At 42.3% G+C, this 14,034-nt stretch carries 15 protein-coding genes; 4 read left to right on the top strand and 11 right to left on the bottom strand.

Annotated features, from left to right (window positions below; all coding sequences use genetic code 11):
• Positions 1 to 65: 65 nt before the first annotated feature.
• Positions 66 to 467, top strand: coding sequence for a hypothetical protein (locus C5469_RS13010; protein ID WP_166307256.1), 402 nt, complete (start codon positions 66 to 68; stop codon positions 465 to 467).
• Between the two features lie 29 nt (positions 468 to 496).
• Positions 497 to 1,756: an insecticidal delta-endotoxin Cry8Ea1 family protein gene (locus tag C5469_RS13005; RefSeq protein WP_166307253.1), complete on the top strand. Its 1,260-nt coding sequence runs from the start codon at positions 497 to 499 to the stop codon at positions 1,754 to 1,756.
• Positions 1,757 to 1,896: 140 nt separating this feature from the next.
• On the opposite strand, the gene C5469_RS13000 is transcribed toward C5469_RS13005, so the two are convergent.
• Positions 1,897 to 2,676: an AraC family transcriptional regulator gene (locus C5469_RS13000; RefSeq protein ID WP_166307250.1), complete on the bottom strand. Its 780-nt coding sequence runs from the start codon at positions 2,674 to 2,676 to the stop codon at positions 1,897 to 1,899.
• A gap of 103 nt (positions 2,677 to 2,779) precedes the next feature.
• Between C5469_RS13000 and C5469_RS12995 the strand changes: the two genes are divergently transcribed.
• On the top strand, positions 2,780 to 3,943 hold the full coding sequence (locus C5469_RS12995; RefSeq protein ID WP_166307247.1) for an MFS transporter: 1,164 nt from the start codon (positions 2,780 to 2,782) through the stop codon (positions 3,941 to 3,943).
• A gap of 162 nt (positions 3,944 to 4,105) precedes the next feature.
• Here C5469_RS12995 and fis read toward each other — a convergent pair whose 3' ends face one another.
• From fis to C5469_RS12970, 5 genes are all read right to left on the bottom strand, one after another.
• On the bottom strand, positions 4,106 to 4,402 hold the full coding sequence (fis, locus tag C5469_RS12990; protein WP_010847912.1) for a DNA-binding transcriptional regulator Fis: 297 nt from the start codon (positions 4,400 to 4,402) through the stop codon (positions 4,106 to 4,108).
• A 25-nt stretch (positions 4,403 to 4,427) separates the two neighbouring features.
• On the bottom strand, positions 4,428 to 5,393 hold the full coding sequence (gene dusB, locus C5469_RS12985) for a tRNA dihydrouridine synthase DusB (protein ID WP_166307467.1): 966 nt from the start codon (positions 5,391 to 5,393) through the stop codon (positions 4,428 to 4,430).
• Positions 5,394 to 5,677: 284 nt separating this feature from the next.
• On the bottom strand, positions 5,678 to 6,568 hold the full coding sequence (prmA, locus tag C5469_RS12980; protein WP_166307244.1) for a 50S ribosomal protein L11 methyltransferase: 891 nt from the start codon (positions 6,566 to 6,568) through the stop codon (positions 5,678 to 5,680).
• 39 nt (positions 6,569 to 6,607) lie between these two features.
• The gene (gene panF / locus C5469_RS12975; protein WP_166307241.1) at positions 6,608 to 8,053 is read right to left on the bottom strand and encodes a sodium/pantothenate symporter; all 1,446 of its coding nucleotides are present in this window, start codon (positions 8,051 to 8,053) and stop codon (positions 6,608 to 6,610) included.
• Positions 8,043 to 8,285: a YhdT family protein gene (locus C5469_RS12970; protein WP_166307238.1), complete on the bottom strand. Its 243-nt coding sequence runs from the start codon at positions 8,283 to 8,285 to the stop codon at positions 8,043 to 8,045. The genes panF and C5469_RS12970 overlap by 11 nt, the downstream gene beginning before the upstream one ends.
• Positions 8,286 to 8,655: 370 nt before the next feature.
• Between C5469_RS12970 and lhgO the strand changes: the two genes are divergently transcribed.
• Positions 8,656 to 9,843, top strand: a complete 1,188-nt coding sequence (gene lhgO, locus C5469_RS12965; RefSeq protein WP_166307235.1) for an L-2-hydroxyglutarate oxidase — start codon at positions 8,656 to 8,658, stop codon at positions 9,841 to 9,843.
• 86 nt (positions 9,844 to 9,929) lie between these two features.
• Here lhgO and accC read toward each other — a convergent pair whose 3' ends face one another.
• The 5 genes from accC to C5469_RS24055 all read right to left on the bottom strand — a co-directional run bounded on the left by accC (position 9,930) and on the right by C5469_RS24055 (position 14,027).
• A complete protein-coding gene (gene accC / locus C5469_RS12960; RefSeq protein ID WP_166307232.1) occupies positions 9,930 to 11,279 on the bottom strand; it encodes an acetyl-CoA carboxylase biotin carboxylase subunit in 1,350 nt (449 codons plus the stop codon).
• A 12-nt stretch (positions 11,280 to 11,291) separates the two neighbouring features.
• Positions 11,292 to 11,762 (bottom strand): acetyl-CoA carboxylase biotin carboxyl carrier protein, encoded by a 471-nt coding sequence (accB, locus tag C5469_RS12955; RefSeq protein ID WP_166307229.1) that lies wholly within the window; start codon positions 11,760 to 11,762, stop codon positions 11,292 to 11,294.
• A 29-nt stretch (positions 11,763 to 11,791) separates the two neighbouring features.
• Positions 11,792 to 12,244 carry a type II 3-dehydroquinate dehydratase gene (gene aroQ / locus C5469_RS12950; protein WP_166307226.1) on the bottom strand — a complete coding sequence of 151 codons (453 nt, stop codon included), beginning with the start codon at positions 12,242 to 12,244 and terminating at the stop codon, positions 11,792 to 11,794.
• 210 nt (positions 12,245 to 12,454) lie between these two features.
• Positions 12,455 to 13,432, bottom strand: coding sequence for an acrylyl-CoA reductase (NADPH) (acuI, locus tag C5469_RS12945; RefSeq protein WP_166307223.1), 978 nt, complete (start codon positions 13,430 to 13,432; stop codon positions 12,455 to 12,457).
• Between the two features lie 472 nt (positions 13,433 to 13,904).
• On the bottom strand, positions 13,905 to 14,027 hold the full coding sequence (locus C5469_RS24055) for a hypothetical protein (RefSeq protein ID WP_278249762.1): 123 nt from the start codon (positions 14,025 to 14,027) through the stop codon (positions 13,905 to 13,907).
• Positions 14,028 to 14,034: the final 7 nt, after the last annotated feature.

Raw genomic sequence — 14,034 nt, 5'->3', positions numbered from 1 at the left:
TGTTTTGAAAATATTTATATGTAAGTTGAGTGAGTTTTATTTAAATTTTAATGAGGAAAGTAAATATGTCTAGAATAACCATTGTTGTTGATTCAGATGAACAGAAAGCAGAAGTTTATTCTAATTCTCCTGTTCCAGTATATAAAGGTTTTAATGCAGTTGGTCCTTTGAATGATCTGACTATATCACCTCATGCTAGTGTGGAAGTATTTAGAATAGATACACCAGTAATTCCAGAGTCTAGACAATCTCTGAGAGTTGTAAATACAGGGCTAGCGAATAGTGTTACGGCTAAATTTTACTGGTCTCATAGTTTTACCTCTGAATGGTTTGAGTCTGGTTCTATAGATGTAGGATTAGGAGAAGATAAGGTATTAAACGTGCCTAGTAACTCTTTTTATTATAGTAAATTCGTTATCTATAATAACACGGATAAAGTTGCTTATGTTACGGCAAATTTGGTTTAAACATCTTATCTTGATTGAAGGGTTTCATTATGCAGACAGAAAATGTTTTAGATATAAGAACTATTGTGGCTAATGAATATGCTGTAAAAACGAGTGCATTAGAGTGGGATGTTACTGACATTGTAAAAAATGCAATCATAGGGGGAATATCTTTTATACCTTCAGTTGGCCCTGCTATATCTTTTTTAGTCGGTTTATTCTGGCCTCAATCGAAAGAAAATATATGGGAAGGGATTGTCAAACAAATTGAAAGGATGATAGAGGAGTCTGCGTTAAAGACGATTAAAGGTATCCTTGCTGGTGACATTGCCTATATACAAGAGCGGATGGCAACCGTTGCTGATCTGCTTGATAAGCATCCTGGATCAGAAGAAGCGAGGAGTGCTTTTAATAACCTGGCAGAAAATATAGATGGTTATCACAAAAAATTTAATAATTTTTCGGATGATGTTAACTATCAGATATTACCCATGTTTTCTACTACGGTTATGATGCAGATAACATATTGGGTTACTGGTTTAGAGAGAAAAGATGAAATTGGGCTTAGTAATATTGACATTGAAAAAGTCCGAGGGTTAATTAAGAAGACGGTAGAACAGGCTAATAGTTATATTAATAATATATATGATAGAGAGCTTAATGATGCTCTTAATAACTCGACTGCTGACACTGTTGCAAATAATGTGATGTCTGTTCATGGTCACTGTCGTTTACATGGAATTGAATATATCAGTATTTGGGATAAATTAAGTGAAGCTGAGTCTGTAAATAATAGAATCTATGTTGATGTTTTAAGTTATTCTACTTTCTTTGACCGTCAAACAGCAAAAGCCAGAATTCAGGCATTGACGCCAGAGAAAGATATGACTCCACCTCTCAAACCAGCTCTTAATGGAGGAAAAAGAAGAAAAATAGATTCGTTAACGGGACATATTGTGCGTATTGGAGGGGCTGCGAGGGTAGGAGGGCTGACAGTTGTATTTGATGATAGTAGTCGCCATCAATTAGGTACAATATCTGATGAGACGTCATCTATTTCTCTGAATGGTAGTCGAATTACCAGTTTGGAAGTATGGGGCAATGGTGCTGTTGATCAAGCGGTCTTTACTTTGAATGATGGTCGTTCATTGTCATTGGGCTCGCCTGGAACATCTCGATATAGGAAGTTTTATGTTGGTGAAAGCCACTATATTGCGGGGATATATTTGTCCAGTGATTACAGTCCATTAGCTCGTCAGGCAGCAAATATTGCTGTATCTTATCAGCTGATAAATGACGATGAAAAATAATAGCTTTTAACAAGTATATTTTATGTGCGTAGAATGTTATTAGCTTTTATTTAATTATCTTCTTTATCTGATACATTTGCCGGCATCTATATTCATATGGTGAATAATTATTTTGATGTCGGCAATTTTTGTATATTATTTCAATAATTACGTTCCTTATAAGCAGACATATATTCCCTTGGTGATCGACCGGTCATTTTCTTGAAAAATATTGCAAAAGCACTATCACTGGCAAATTCTAATTCATTAGCAACAGATGACAAATTACCTTGTTTTGCCAGTAATTCGATAGATTTGATCAAACGCCATTGTTGTCGCCACTGCTGATAATTGAGTCCTGTTTCCCGGCGAAATATCCGACTGATGGTTTTCTCACTTGCACCGATATTCATTGCCAGTATTTTGAGCGGTGGTGGCAGTGTGGTCATAGGAATGCAGGATAAACGACGATCGAAAGGGAGTGGTAATAATGTAGGCTCTCTCTTTGCCAGATGGATTTCGTCAAGACAAACGGCCAACAGGTTAGCCGCAGGTCCATCTAACCAATCTGTATTGAAAGGAGACAGTGCTATTCGCTCTAATACTGCACGTAACACAGGTGTAACTTCCAATACCTCAACGTTTTCTGCTAAACATCCGATCTGATTTACATCTAGGTAAATCGAGCGATACCCGACGGATTCTTTTATCTCTGCTCTATGAATAATACGTGGTGGAATCCAGGCAACCCGAGTTGGTGGAAGTATGCATAAGCGATCTGCCAGGGTAATATTAATACATCCTTGCTGGGTAAATAATAATTGCCCCATCTCATGTTGATGAAATCTTGAGTCATGCTGACCTAGTTCAGCTGCAATCCCCACTACCGGTACGCCAAGGCTATCAGGATCAAAACTATCATCACGGGAAAGCCATGCCATCTTTATGTCCTATTTAATAAATAAATTGTCTTTATTATTGTAATACGACAATTGAGAGCATGCTAATTTACGTTTTATTGTCTAACCGATTAATAAAAACACAATGCAACGTAAACCTGGACTTGCGCTGGCAACAGCGCTGATGATGTTTCCACAAATTGTAGAAACTATCTATAGCCCGGCATTAACCAATATCGCAAAGGAATTTAAAGTGAGTGCCGAGCAGGCCGCTCAAACTCTATCTTTGTATTTTTTCGCATTTGCTATCGGCATGGTCGTTTGGGGGTGTATGTGCGATCTCATAGGCAGACGGCCAACGCTGTTGGGTGGGTTGTTACTCTATAGCGGTGCTTCGCTAATGGCATTACTCAGCAGCCAGTTTGAGTTATTACTGGCCGCCAGAATGTTATCTGCGTTTGGTGCTGCCGTAGGCTCGGTAGGGACTCAAACAATGCTGAGAGATTCTTACCAGGGAAGTGAATTAGCTCGGGTGTTTTCTGTCATGGGAATAGCCTTGGCAGTCAGCCCGGCAATTGGCATGATAAGTGGTTCTATTTTGGTACACTTCTGGGGATATAAAGGCGTCTTTTTTGGTTTGTCTTTACTCGCGGTATTATTATCAGGCTGGTCTGTCATTCATTTACCTGAAACTCGCCCTGCGGTAGTGACGAAAGTACCGCTAACAAATACTTTAATTATCATGTTTAAGGATGTAACAATTTGGCGCAGTGCTTTACTGATAGCGCTCTTTAACTTGTGTTTGTTTAGCTATTATCAATTAGCTCCATTTAATTTTGAGCGGTTAGGATTCTCTCCTGAGATGTTTGGTTACACGGGATTATTTTTAGCATTGGGAGTAGGCATTGGTGCTTGGTCGAATAAATTCTTGCTGAAAAAAGAATGGAATTCATCAAATTTAGTGTTGCTTTCTTCTGTCATTGTTCTTATTGGGGGAGGACTGATAATGGCTATGGAAGCTAGCTGGTTGTTTATCTTGCCTATGATTTTGATTGTTGTGGCCTACGGAATTGCAATTCCTAACATCCTAGCTTCTGCATTGATTAATTATACGGATAGATTGGGAACGGCAGGAGCATTATTGGGCTTACTATATTATTTGCTGTTGGGTGGTGGTTTGATGCTGACGGGATGGAGCCAACGTCTCGGTGTTGTCTTGGTATGTTGTGGTTGTTTTATTTTATTGCTAGCGGTAAGTAATTATTTGATGCTGGTGAAATCCGGAAATAACCGGTCAATGACGGAATGACCTGATGTCAGGAGAACTTCGAATCATGAGTGAACAGAACAGTTAGTAGAATAGATAAAGATTTTATATCCTGTGGCTCCTTCTGCTGTATATAACAGGCAGCAAAAAAAGACACTTCAACAAAGTAAAAGTGTCTTTTTTTAGTAAGTTAACTGATTTCTATCAGTTCATACCATATTTTTTCAATTTCTTACGCAGTGTACCACGGTTGATGCCCATCATCAGAGCAGCTCGTGTTTGGTTGCCACGGGTGTATTGCATCACCATGTCCAACAATGGTTGTTCCACTTCAGCCAGTACCAACTCATACAGGTCATTAACATCTTGACCATTCAGTTGAGCAAAATAGTTCTTCAGTGCTTGTTTAACTGAGTCACGCAAAGGCTTTTGAGTTACCTGATCTTGTGAATTTACAGTAGCAACGGTTAGTACGTCAGAATTTACGCGTTGTTCGAACATAGTTCTGTCAGCTCTTTTCTTTATATTACGCAAAATTTTCGAAATATGCCTTCAACACCTCCAGCTGTTCGCTGGCATCCTCTATGGTGTTGAATGTGCGCCGGAACTGGTCATCAGGAGCATGTTCCCGGAGATACCAAGATACATGCTTACGTGCGATACGGGCTCCCTTGCCTGGACCATAAAAGTCGTGCAATTCCCGTATATGCTCGTTCATTAAACGCTGCACTTCGCCAATTGGCATCGGTGGCAGCAGTTCCCCTGTTTCCAGATAGTGCTGGATTTCCCGGAAGATCCAGGGTCTTCCCTGAGCAGCGCGGCCTATCATTAGGGCATCAGCCCCAGTGTATTCAAGCACTGCTCTGGCCTTAAGCGGGTCAGTAATGTCACCATTGGCAATAACCGGGATGGCAACAGTCTGCTTAACTGTCCGAATATTGTCATACTCCGCTTCTCCGTTAAACAGACAGGCACGAGTCCTGCCGTGAATCGTTAGAGCCTGAATACCACAATGCTCGGCCAATTGGGCAATTTTTACACAGTTTCGTTCTTCTGGCGACCATCCAGTGCGAATTTTCAGCGTAACAGGAACATCTACTGCGTTTACAACAGTGGAAAGGATCTTTTCGACCAATTCCGGGTAACGCAGTAAAGCTGAACCTGCCAACTTACGATTCACTTTCTTGGCTGGGCACCCCATGTTGATATCAATGATTTGAGCACCATTAGCGACGTTAATTTTCGCTGCTGCTGCCATCTCATCTGGATCATTACCGGCAATTTGCACGGAACGAATTCCCGGTTCGTCACTGTGAACCATACGCAGCCGAGATTTGTCTGTCTTCCAAACTTGTGGATTGGAAGAAAGCATTTCCGATACTGCCATTCCCGCACCCATTGCATAGCATAGTGACCGAAATGGACGGTCGGTTATGCCAGCCATTGGGGCCGCAATAAGACAGTTTTTCAGCTGGTATTGTCCGATACGCATAGACGAAAAAAGAGTGGCCATACTGTGACTGCAAGGGCGCGTATATTACGCATTTTTCGCAAAATATGAAAGGCCAAACTTTGAGCAAATCGACATTTGTTACAACTTTTTTCCAGCTTTTATTCTGGAGTAAATATAATTATTCATAAATAACATGGTGTTATATGTTATTGGTAAAGTTTACCACTTAAGATTTTTCTATCAGTAAGTTTTCTGATAGCACGGATTACCACCAGTAAGTGATCAAAAGTTACTCTTATTTATCATAACAAAATAAAATAATTTTAATTTGTTACTATTTTTACCCCAGATATCCGACACCACTCTTCTTGTTCCGCAACAGGATCTATCGTGAATTTATCAGTATAGGCTTGAATAACACTTTCTGCCTGACTTGCTAACACACCAGATAATCCTAACAGCCCCCCCGATTTTGGTAATGCACCAATTACAGGGGCAAGCTCACGTAAGGGGCCTGCCAGAATATTAGCAATTACTACGTCAGATTCAAGATTGTTTGGTTGATCTTTCGCCAGATATAGTGTTAAACGCTCCAGAACGCCGTTACGCTCTGCGTTATCTCGGCTAGCTTGAATGGCTTGTGGATCGATATCTATGCCAATAGCGTGCGCTGCACCGAGTTTTAATGCAGCAATTGCCAATATGCCGGAGCCGCAACCAAAATCAATGATGGTTTTACCCTCTAGATTAAGGCCATCCAGCCATTGAAGACATAATGATGTAGTTGGATGGGTACCTGTACCAAAAGCCAGCCCAGGGTCTAGCATGACATTGACAGCATTAGGATCAGGAATGTCACGCCAGCTTGGACAGATCCAAAGACGGTCACCAAAACGCATTGGGTGGAAGTTATCCATCCATTCGCGTTCCCAGTCTTTATCTTCCAGTTGCTCAATTTTATGAACAAATCCTTTACCCAGTAGGGGAACTTGTTCAAGTTGGCGGATAACTGCTTTCATATCAGTTTCAGCATCATAAAGCCCGATGACGTCTGTATCTCCCCACAAACGGGTTTCACCTGGCAGGGGCTCGAATACAGGGTTATCGTGGCTGTCCTGAAAAGTGACTGATACTGCTCCACTTTCCATCAGATTATCTCCTAGGGATTCAGCTAGCTGTCCTGTGGTATTTAATCGAAGTTGTATCCAAGGCATAAAAATTCTCTTTATTAAAAATGAGTTAAAACGACCAGCTTAATGAAGCTTGATCACTCGTTGTGACAACCGGTGGCCGACGGTATTACTAATCCCAAAAGCCAGCAGGCTGAATAGCAGTGATGGTACGATCGGATGAAAGTTTAATAGCTGAATATTGAAACTGGCGAGCAGGGTGTAACTTGCTGCCCCTGTCATCATTGAGTTGACTGCGCCATATGCATTAGCTTTTTCCCAGTACAGTCCCAGCACTAATGGCCAGAGGAATACGGCTTGTAAGCCCCCGAAAGCCAGTAGATTCAGCCAGATGATCATTTCTGGTGGACGCCAGGCAGCTAAAAGTAGCAACAAGCCAAGAACCAAGGTAGAACAATTGGAAATCCGGGCCAATTTTTTTTCTTGAGCGATTTGTTGTGGAAACAGGTTTAGATAGAGATCTTTTACGATCGTGGCAGAAGATTGCAGCAATTGTGCATTGATCGTTGACATAATTGCCGCCATCGGCGCGGCCAGAAAAATTCCGGCTGCGAATGGTGGCAACACGGTGATCATCAGTGTTGGGATCACTTGATCGGGAATGGTCAGATCCGGAATAATTGCCCGGCCAAGAGCACCTGCCAAGTGCATACCAAACATGAGGATGGTCATGACGATGGTACCGATGATAATCCCATGATGGACGGCTTTGCTATCGCGGTAGGAGATGCAACGAACTGCGGTATGAGGTAGCCCGATAACGCCAAAACAGACGAGTATCCAAAAAGATGCCATGAAAGGCCCGTTGAGGATATGGTCTGCTCCCTGTGGGGAAACTAATTCAGGATTAATAGCTCGTAATGTGGCAACAGCTTCCGGCAAACCACCGGCCTTATAGATAACCGCTACTAGCAGTAGAACTGTGCCTAGCAGCATGACCAGCCCTTGCAGGGCATCATTGAGGACTCCTGCTCTAAAACCACCAAATGCGGTATAGAGAGCGATAGAGATACCAAAAATCATCAATCCAGTGCCATAAGGGATACCTGCGGCGGTCTCTAGCAGGCGTGCGCCGCCAATAAACTGAACTGTCATCGCTCCGATAAAAGCTACTAAAAGGCTTAAGCTGGCAAACCAAACCAGAAAACGACTGCCATAGCGGGCATACAGCATGTCATTGAGAGTGACGGCATTATAGCGACGGGCGAGAATGGCAAATTTTTTACCCAGTACGCCAAGGGACAGCCATATTGCTGGTAACTGAATCAGAGACAGTAATACCCATCCAAGGCCATATTTATAAGCTGCTCCTGGCCCGCCAATAAATGAGCTGGCACTGATATAGGTCGCGGTGATGGTCATTGCCAGCACAAAGCCACCCATTGAGCGGTTACCAAGGAAATATTCAGTCAAGAAAGAACCTTGCTGGCGGCGTCTATAAGCGTAAATTGATAAAAGAAATACCAAAGCAAGGTAGCCTAGCAGAGGTAAGATAACTTCACTTTGCATTCTCATCCTCCAATGGGACTTCTTTGAAAATAAATTTAACCATCAACCAGCAGAGGATGATAAATGTTACAGGCAGTAACAAACATGCCATTTCAAACCAGCGCGGTAAGCCAGTGACACTAGGAGTATCATCGGGCAAATAAGCTGTCAGCAGCCAGCCAATAAGATAGGCAAATGTCAGGAACATTGCCCAGCGTGCTTCTTTATGGGATTGAACAAATCGTCTGTCCATTCGTTCTTCCGGTAATTAAATAAGATGGGAAGGGAAGGATTGTACGGCAAGATATGGATTTATTCAGGCAAAATATGATGACGAAGTAAATAATTTTAGTTTTGCTGAAAAATTAATACCGTGAAACGCAATATGAAATTAAATTATTGTTGGCAGTAATTTGTCTAATATTTGTCACCATGTTTGCTATAGTAGGGAAAATTAAAAATATTGGTAAAATATTTTTATCGATAGTGACTATTCCTATTGGAAGAATCTACTATTCTACGGAAATTGGCCTGACTAATATCAGGAATATCAAACTTTACTCATTGAAAAAATTTAGAAGAATAGGTTGAACAGTAGCTGAATCAATAATAAGGAATAGAGTATGTATGATTATATTATTGTTGGTATTGGTATTGTCGGGCTTGGCGTTGCTAACGCGTTGCAGGAAGCTCAGCCGAACATCAAGATATTGATGTTAGATAAAGAAAACACGCCAGCCAGGCATCAGAGCGGTCATAATAGCAATGTGGTGCATTCAGGTATTTATTATAAACCCGGCAGCCTGAAGGCTCGTTTGGCGACGCGTGGTAATAAAACCATGTTCTCCTTTTGTCGCGAGCATGATTTGTACCATGATCGCTGTGGTAAGGTGATTGTTGCCACACAGCCGAAAGAATTACCATTGCTAGAAAATCTCTATCAGCGTGGATTACAAAATGGTTTGGAAATTAGCCGACTAAACCGTTTGCAACTTAATGAGCGTGAGCCGCATGTTAATGGGTTAGAAGCGTTACTTGTTCCCGATGCTGGTATTGTGAACTATAAAGAAGTTGCAAATAAAATGGCAGAGATCATCCAGCGGCGCGGTGCGACTTTGATTTATGGTCAAATGGTTACAGATATTAAAGAACGCAGTGACAAAGTAGACGTTATCACGCCACAAAATAGTTATCAGGCAAAATGGTTGATTAATTGCGCCGGGTTGCATAGCGATTGTATCGCCTGTTTGGCCGGTTATGATATCGGTATGAAAATCATTCCCTTTCGCGGTGAATATTATGTGTTAAATAGTGAAAAAAACGATTTGGTTAACCATTTAATCTACCCAGTACCGAATCCGGATTTCCCTTTCCTTGGTGTACATTTTACCCGCATGTATAACGGTAAACGTGATATTGGCCCGAATGCGGTACTGGCATTTAAGCGAGAAGGCTATAAGAAAACCGATATTAATCTGAAAGATCTTAGTGAAATATTGAGTTACCGTGGTTTTTGGAAAATCGCTCGAGCTTATTTTGGTGAAGGAATGGCGGAGATGTACCGTTCATTATGTAAAAAACGGTTTGTTGCCAATGCCCGTTGCTTGATACCTGAACTCAATGTCGAGGATATTGTTCCTGGCTCCTCTGGTGTGCGTGCCCAAGCACTGACTGCCGATGGCAAGTTGGTTGATGATTTTCATATCGTTGCTGGTAAGCGCTCACTACACGTTTGCAATGCGCCTTCACCGGCAGCAACGGCTTCAATTGAAATAGGCCGTGAAATTGTTCACCAGTATTTGTCTGCTTAAATGGGTGATAAATAAAATAACTATGACTCTATAAAAAAGGAGCGTTTGAACGCTCCTTAAAATATGTGGATGTTATTAAACCGGGTTTAAGTTTCCTGTAATCCCAGTTTTTTCTCCAGATAGTGAATATTCGTGCCACCATTCTGGAAGTTTTCATCATTCATAATCGCTTGCTGAAGTTCGATATTTGTCTTGATGCCATCGATAATCAGTTCTGCCAATGCATTTTTCATCCGGGCAATGGCGTTATCTCGATTTTCACCGTAAGTAATCAACTTACCAATCATTGAATCATAGTAAGGAGGCACGGTATAGCCGGCATAAATATGCGATTCCCAACGCACACCAAATCCACCCGGTGAGTGGAAACGGGTAATTTTACCTGGGCTTGGCAGGAAAGTGTTTGCATCTTCGGCGTTAATACGGCATTCAATAGCGTGACCACGAACAATAACGTCTTTCTGTTTAATTGAAAGCGGCATCCCTGCGGCAATCCGTAATTGCTCTTTAATCAGGTCAACACCGGTAATCATTTCTGTCACTGGGTGTTCAACCTGAATACGAGTATTCATCTCAATGAAATAAAACTCGCCGTTTTCATACAGGAATTCGAAAGTACCTGCACCACGATAGCCAATTTCGATACATGCGTTGGAACAGCGCTCACCAATGTTGCGACGCATTTCTGGCGTGATACCCGGTGCAGGGGCTTCTTCAACAACTTTCTGGTGACGGCGTTGCATAGAGCAATCACGTTCAGCCAAATAAATTGCTTGACCCTGACCGTCAGCCAGTACTTGGATCTCAATATGACGTGGATTTTCAAGGAATTTTTCCATGTAAACCATATCGTTATTGAAAGCAGCTTTTGCTTCCGCACGGGTCATATTGATTGATTGTTCCAGATCTTTATCATTGCGGACGACGCGCATACCGCGACCGCCACCGCCACCGGATGCTTTGATGATCACGGGATAACCGATGCGTTTAGCAATGGTTTTATTTTTCTCTGTGTCATCAGACAGTGGGCCATCAGAGCCAGGTACACAAGGAACGCCGGCTTTTTTCATCGCATTGATAGCGGAAACCTTATCACCCATCAGGCGGATCGTTTCTGCTTTCGGGCCAATAAAAATAAAGCCAGAACGTTCAACTTGTTCAGCAAAGTCTGCGTTTTCAGACAGGAAACCGTAACCAGGGTGAATGGCTACTGCACCCGTGATTTCTGCCGCCGAAATAATCGCCGGGATATTCAGATAGCTTTTTGCAGAAGCTGCCGGGCCAATACAGATAGTTTCGTCTGCCAGCAGTACGTGTTTTAAGTCACGATCCGCAGATGAATGTACCGCAACGGTTTTGATCCCCAACTCTTTACAAGCTCGCAGGATACGCAGTGCGATTTCACCACGGTTAGCAATTACAATTTTATCAAGCATGGGAACGCCTCGTTATTCGATGACGACCAACGGCTCGTCAAATTCAACGGGTTGACCATTTTCTACAAGAATCGCTTTAACCACACCGGCTTTGTCGGCTTCGATCTGGTTCATCATTTTCATAGCTTCAACGATACACAGGGTATCACCCACATTGATACGTTGGCCGATTTCAATAAATGGTTTCGCATCTGGGCTAGGTGTACGGTAGAAAGTACCCACCATTGGAGAACGAACAATGTGACCACTGATTTCAGCTGATCTTTCGCTGATAGTTTCTGGCAGAGCTTGAGAAGGTGCAACAGCGTTAGCCAGCGCAGGTTGTTGCGCCTGGACAGGAATATATTGTTGAGCTGCCGGAAAACTCTGGGGGGCTAATGCGCGGCTGATGCGCACTGACTCTTCCCCTTCAGAGATTTCCAGTTCAGAAATGCCAGATTCTTCAACCAGCTCGATCAGTTTTTTTATCTTACGAATATCCATGAGTGTGATTCCGTACTCTTCTGTTTCATTTAGTTGAGTTTTGACAAGCGGTTTACCGCTGCCTGTAATGCAAAGCTATAGCCATCTCCCCCTAAACCGCAGATTACACCAACGGCAAGATCTGAAAGGTATGAGTGATGACGAAATGGCTCGCGAGCGTGAACATTGGAGAGGTGGATCTCAATAAATGGGATCTTTACCGTCAACAATGCATCACGCAGTGCCACGCTGGTATGCGTGAATGCAGCTGGGTTAATTAAGATAAAATCAGTATTACCCTGTGCAGAATGAATTCTGTTTATCAGCTCAAATTCTGCGTTGGATTGCAGATGACTGAATTTAATCCCCAATTTATGGGCTTTTTCAGACAATTTGCTGACGATATCATCGAGCGTTAAGCTGCCGTAGATATCGGGCTCCCGGGTTCCCAACATATTTAGGTTAGGGCCATTAAGGAGTAAAATGTGAAACTTGTCTGCCATTGTGCTGGTATCTCCGGCAATTTGTCAACAATCGCCTCAACATAATCCGCTGTTAACGATTTGTCATCTTTTTATAACCGTCACTAAGCTTGTTTCTGCGGTAAAGCGCGACATTATAACCATATCGTGGCATTTAGCAGCTAAATACTGGTCTTATCAGAGAAAATGTCAAGAATAAAACAGCCGTACTTTCGAGGCTAGTCACAATTCTCAACGAACCTTGACTAACGTCCGTCCTGTTACTTGGTTAGCTATTAATTTATTCGCGTATTCTATGGTTTGATCCAGTGTTATCTCAGTGGTTATCTGTTGATAAAAAGAGGCGGGCAACAGTTTTTGCAGGCGCTGCCATACAGCAGGCCGCTTTATTGATGGAACAGTGACAGAATCTACTCCTTGCAGACGTATATTCCGTAAAATAAATGGCATAACTGTTGTTGGCAAATTGACTCCACCAGCGAGCCCACAAGCTGCAACAGTGCCGCTGTAGTGAGTTTGAGCCAGTATTGTTGCCAGTACATTATTGCCCACCGTATCAATTGCTCCAGCCCAAAGCTGTTTTTCTAGCGGGCGAGGGGGACGGTTAAATTCATCGCGTGGTAGAACTTTTTTTGCTCCAAGGGAGAACAGGTATTCGTGATTTTCCTGCCTGCCGCTGACAGCAACAACGGAATAGCCGAGTTGTGAAAGTAGTGCTACCGCAGTACTCCCTACACCGCCGCTGGCGCCAGTCACAATGACATCACCATTTTCTGGTGTGACTCCGCCTTCTTCCAGGGCTATAACACATAGCATTGCAGTAAAGCCGGCAGTACCAATGATCATTGCCTGTCTGCTATCCAAACCTATTGGTAAAGGTGTCAGCCACTCTCCTGAAACTCGGGCTTGCTCTGCCAGGCCACCCCAATGATTTTCTCCTACACCCCAGCCAGTTAGCAGCACGTGCTGACCGATGTGAAAACGGGGATCTTCAGTACTATGCACAATTCCTGAAAAATCAATACCTGGTATCATCGGGAACTGGCGGATAATTTTTCCTTTACCTGTGATTGCTAATGCATCTTTATAATTCAAGGTTGACCAGTGAATATCAACGGTAACTTCTCCTACAGGCAGAAGGGAGGAGCTAACTTCCTGTATAGAAGCTGATAATTGATTCTGTTGTTGCTCAAGTAGCAGGGATTTCATTATTGTGCTGCTCTCTGGTAAGTGATTTTCTTATCAAATAATAATAGATAAAAATTGGCAGTTTACATAAGAAATATAAGAAAAAATAAAGTTTTGATGGATTGTAAAACGGAATTTGTTCGCGTTTTTTCTATGTTGTTTCAGCATGTTGCGAGCTATTTCAGAAAATTCTGTTTTTTATTATATTGCAGCAGGAAGTATTGTATTTGACGTGGAATTTATTACATGATTAGCTGGTTCGTTACACAGACTGATAGTTGCAGTGATTATCGGAAATAATGAGTAAAAACGTGGACTTTAGTGAGTTTACAGGCACACCGACGGGTTAGAATAGAGATATGTGGATCGGCTATCGCAGTAACGGTGGCACTATCTATAATGTTGAATTATGCAAAATCGGGTGGTTTCTACATTTCGTTATGGAACAATTGGCAAAATTAACCCATTTTTATGCAGTTTTTTTCTGCTCTGTTTAAGAAAAGTAACGTAGAATATTGCGTTGTTGATATGAATAACGTAGCCACTTTTTTATTGAAGCAGGTGCTGATGCGCCTTGTCGCTGCTTCATGTGGTTGGTAGAGTAGACGGGTTTCATTCCGTCC

Origin of the sequence: Photorhabdus cinerea, from assembly GCF_011189575.1 — a bacterium.
Taxonomy (GTDB): Bacteria; Pseudomonadota; Gammaproteobacteria; order Enterobacterales; family Enterobacteriaceae; genus Photorhabdus; species Photorhabdus cinerea.
This window is presented reverse-complemented; position numbering and strand designations above follow the sequence as displayed.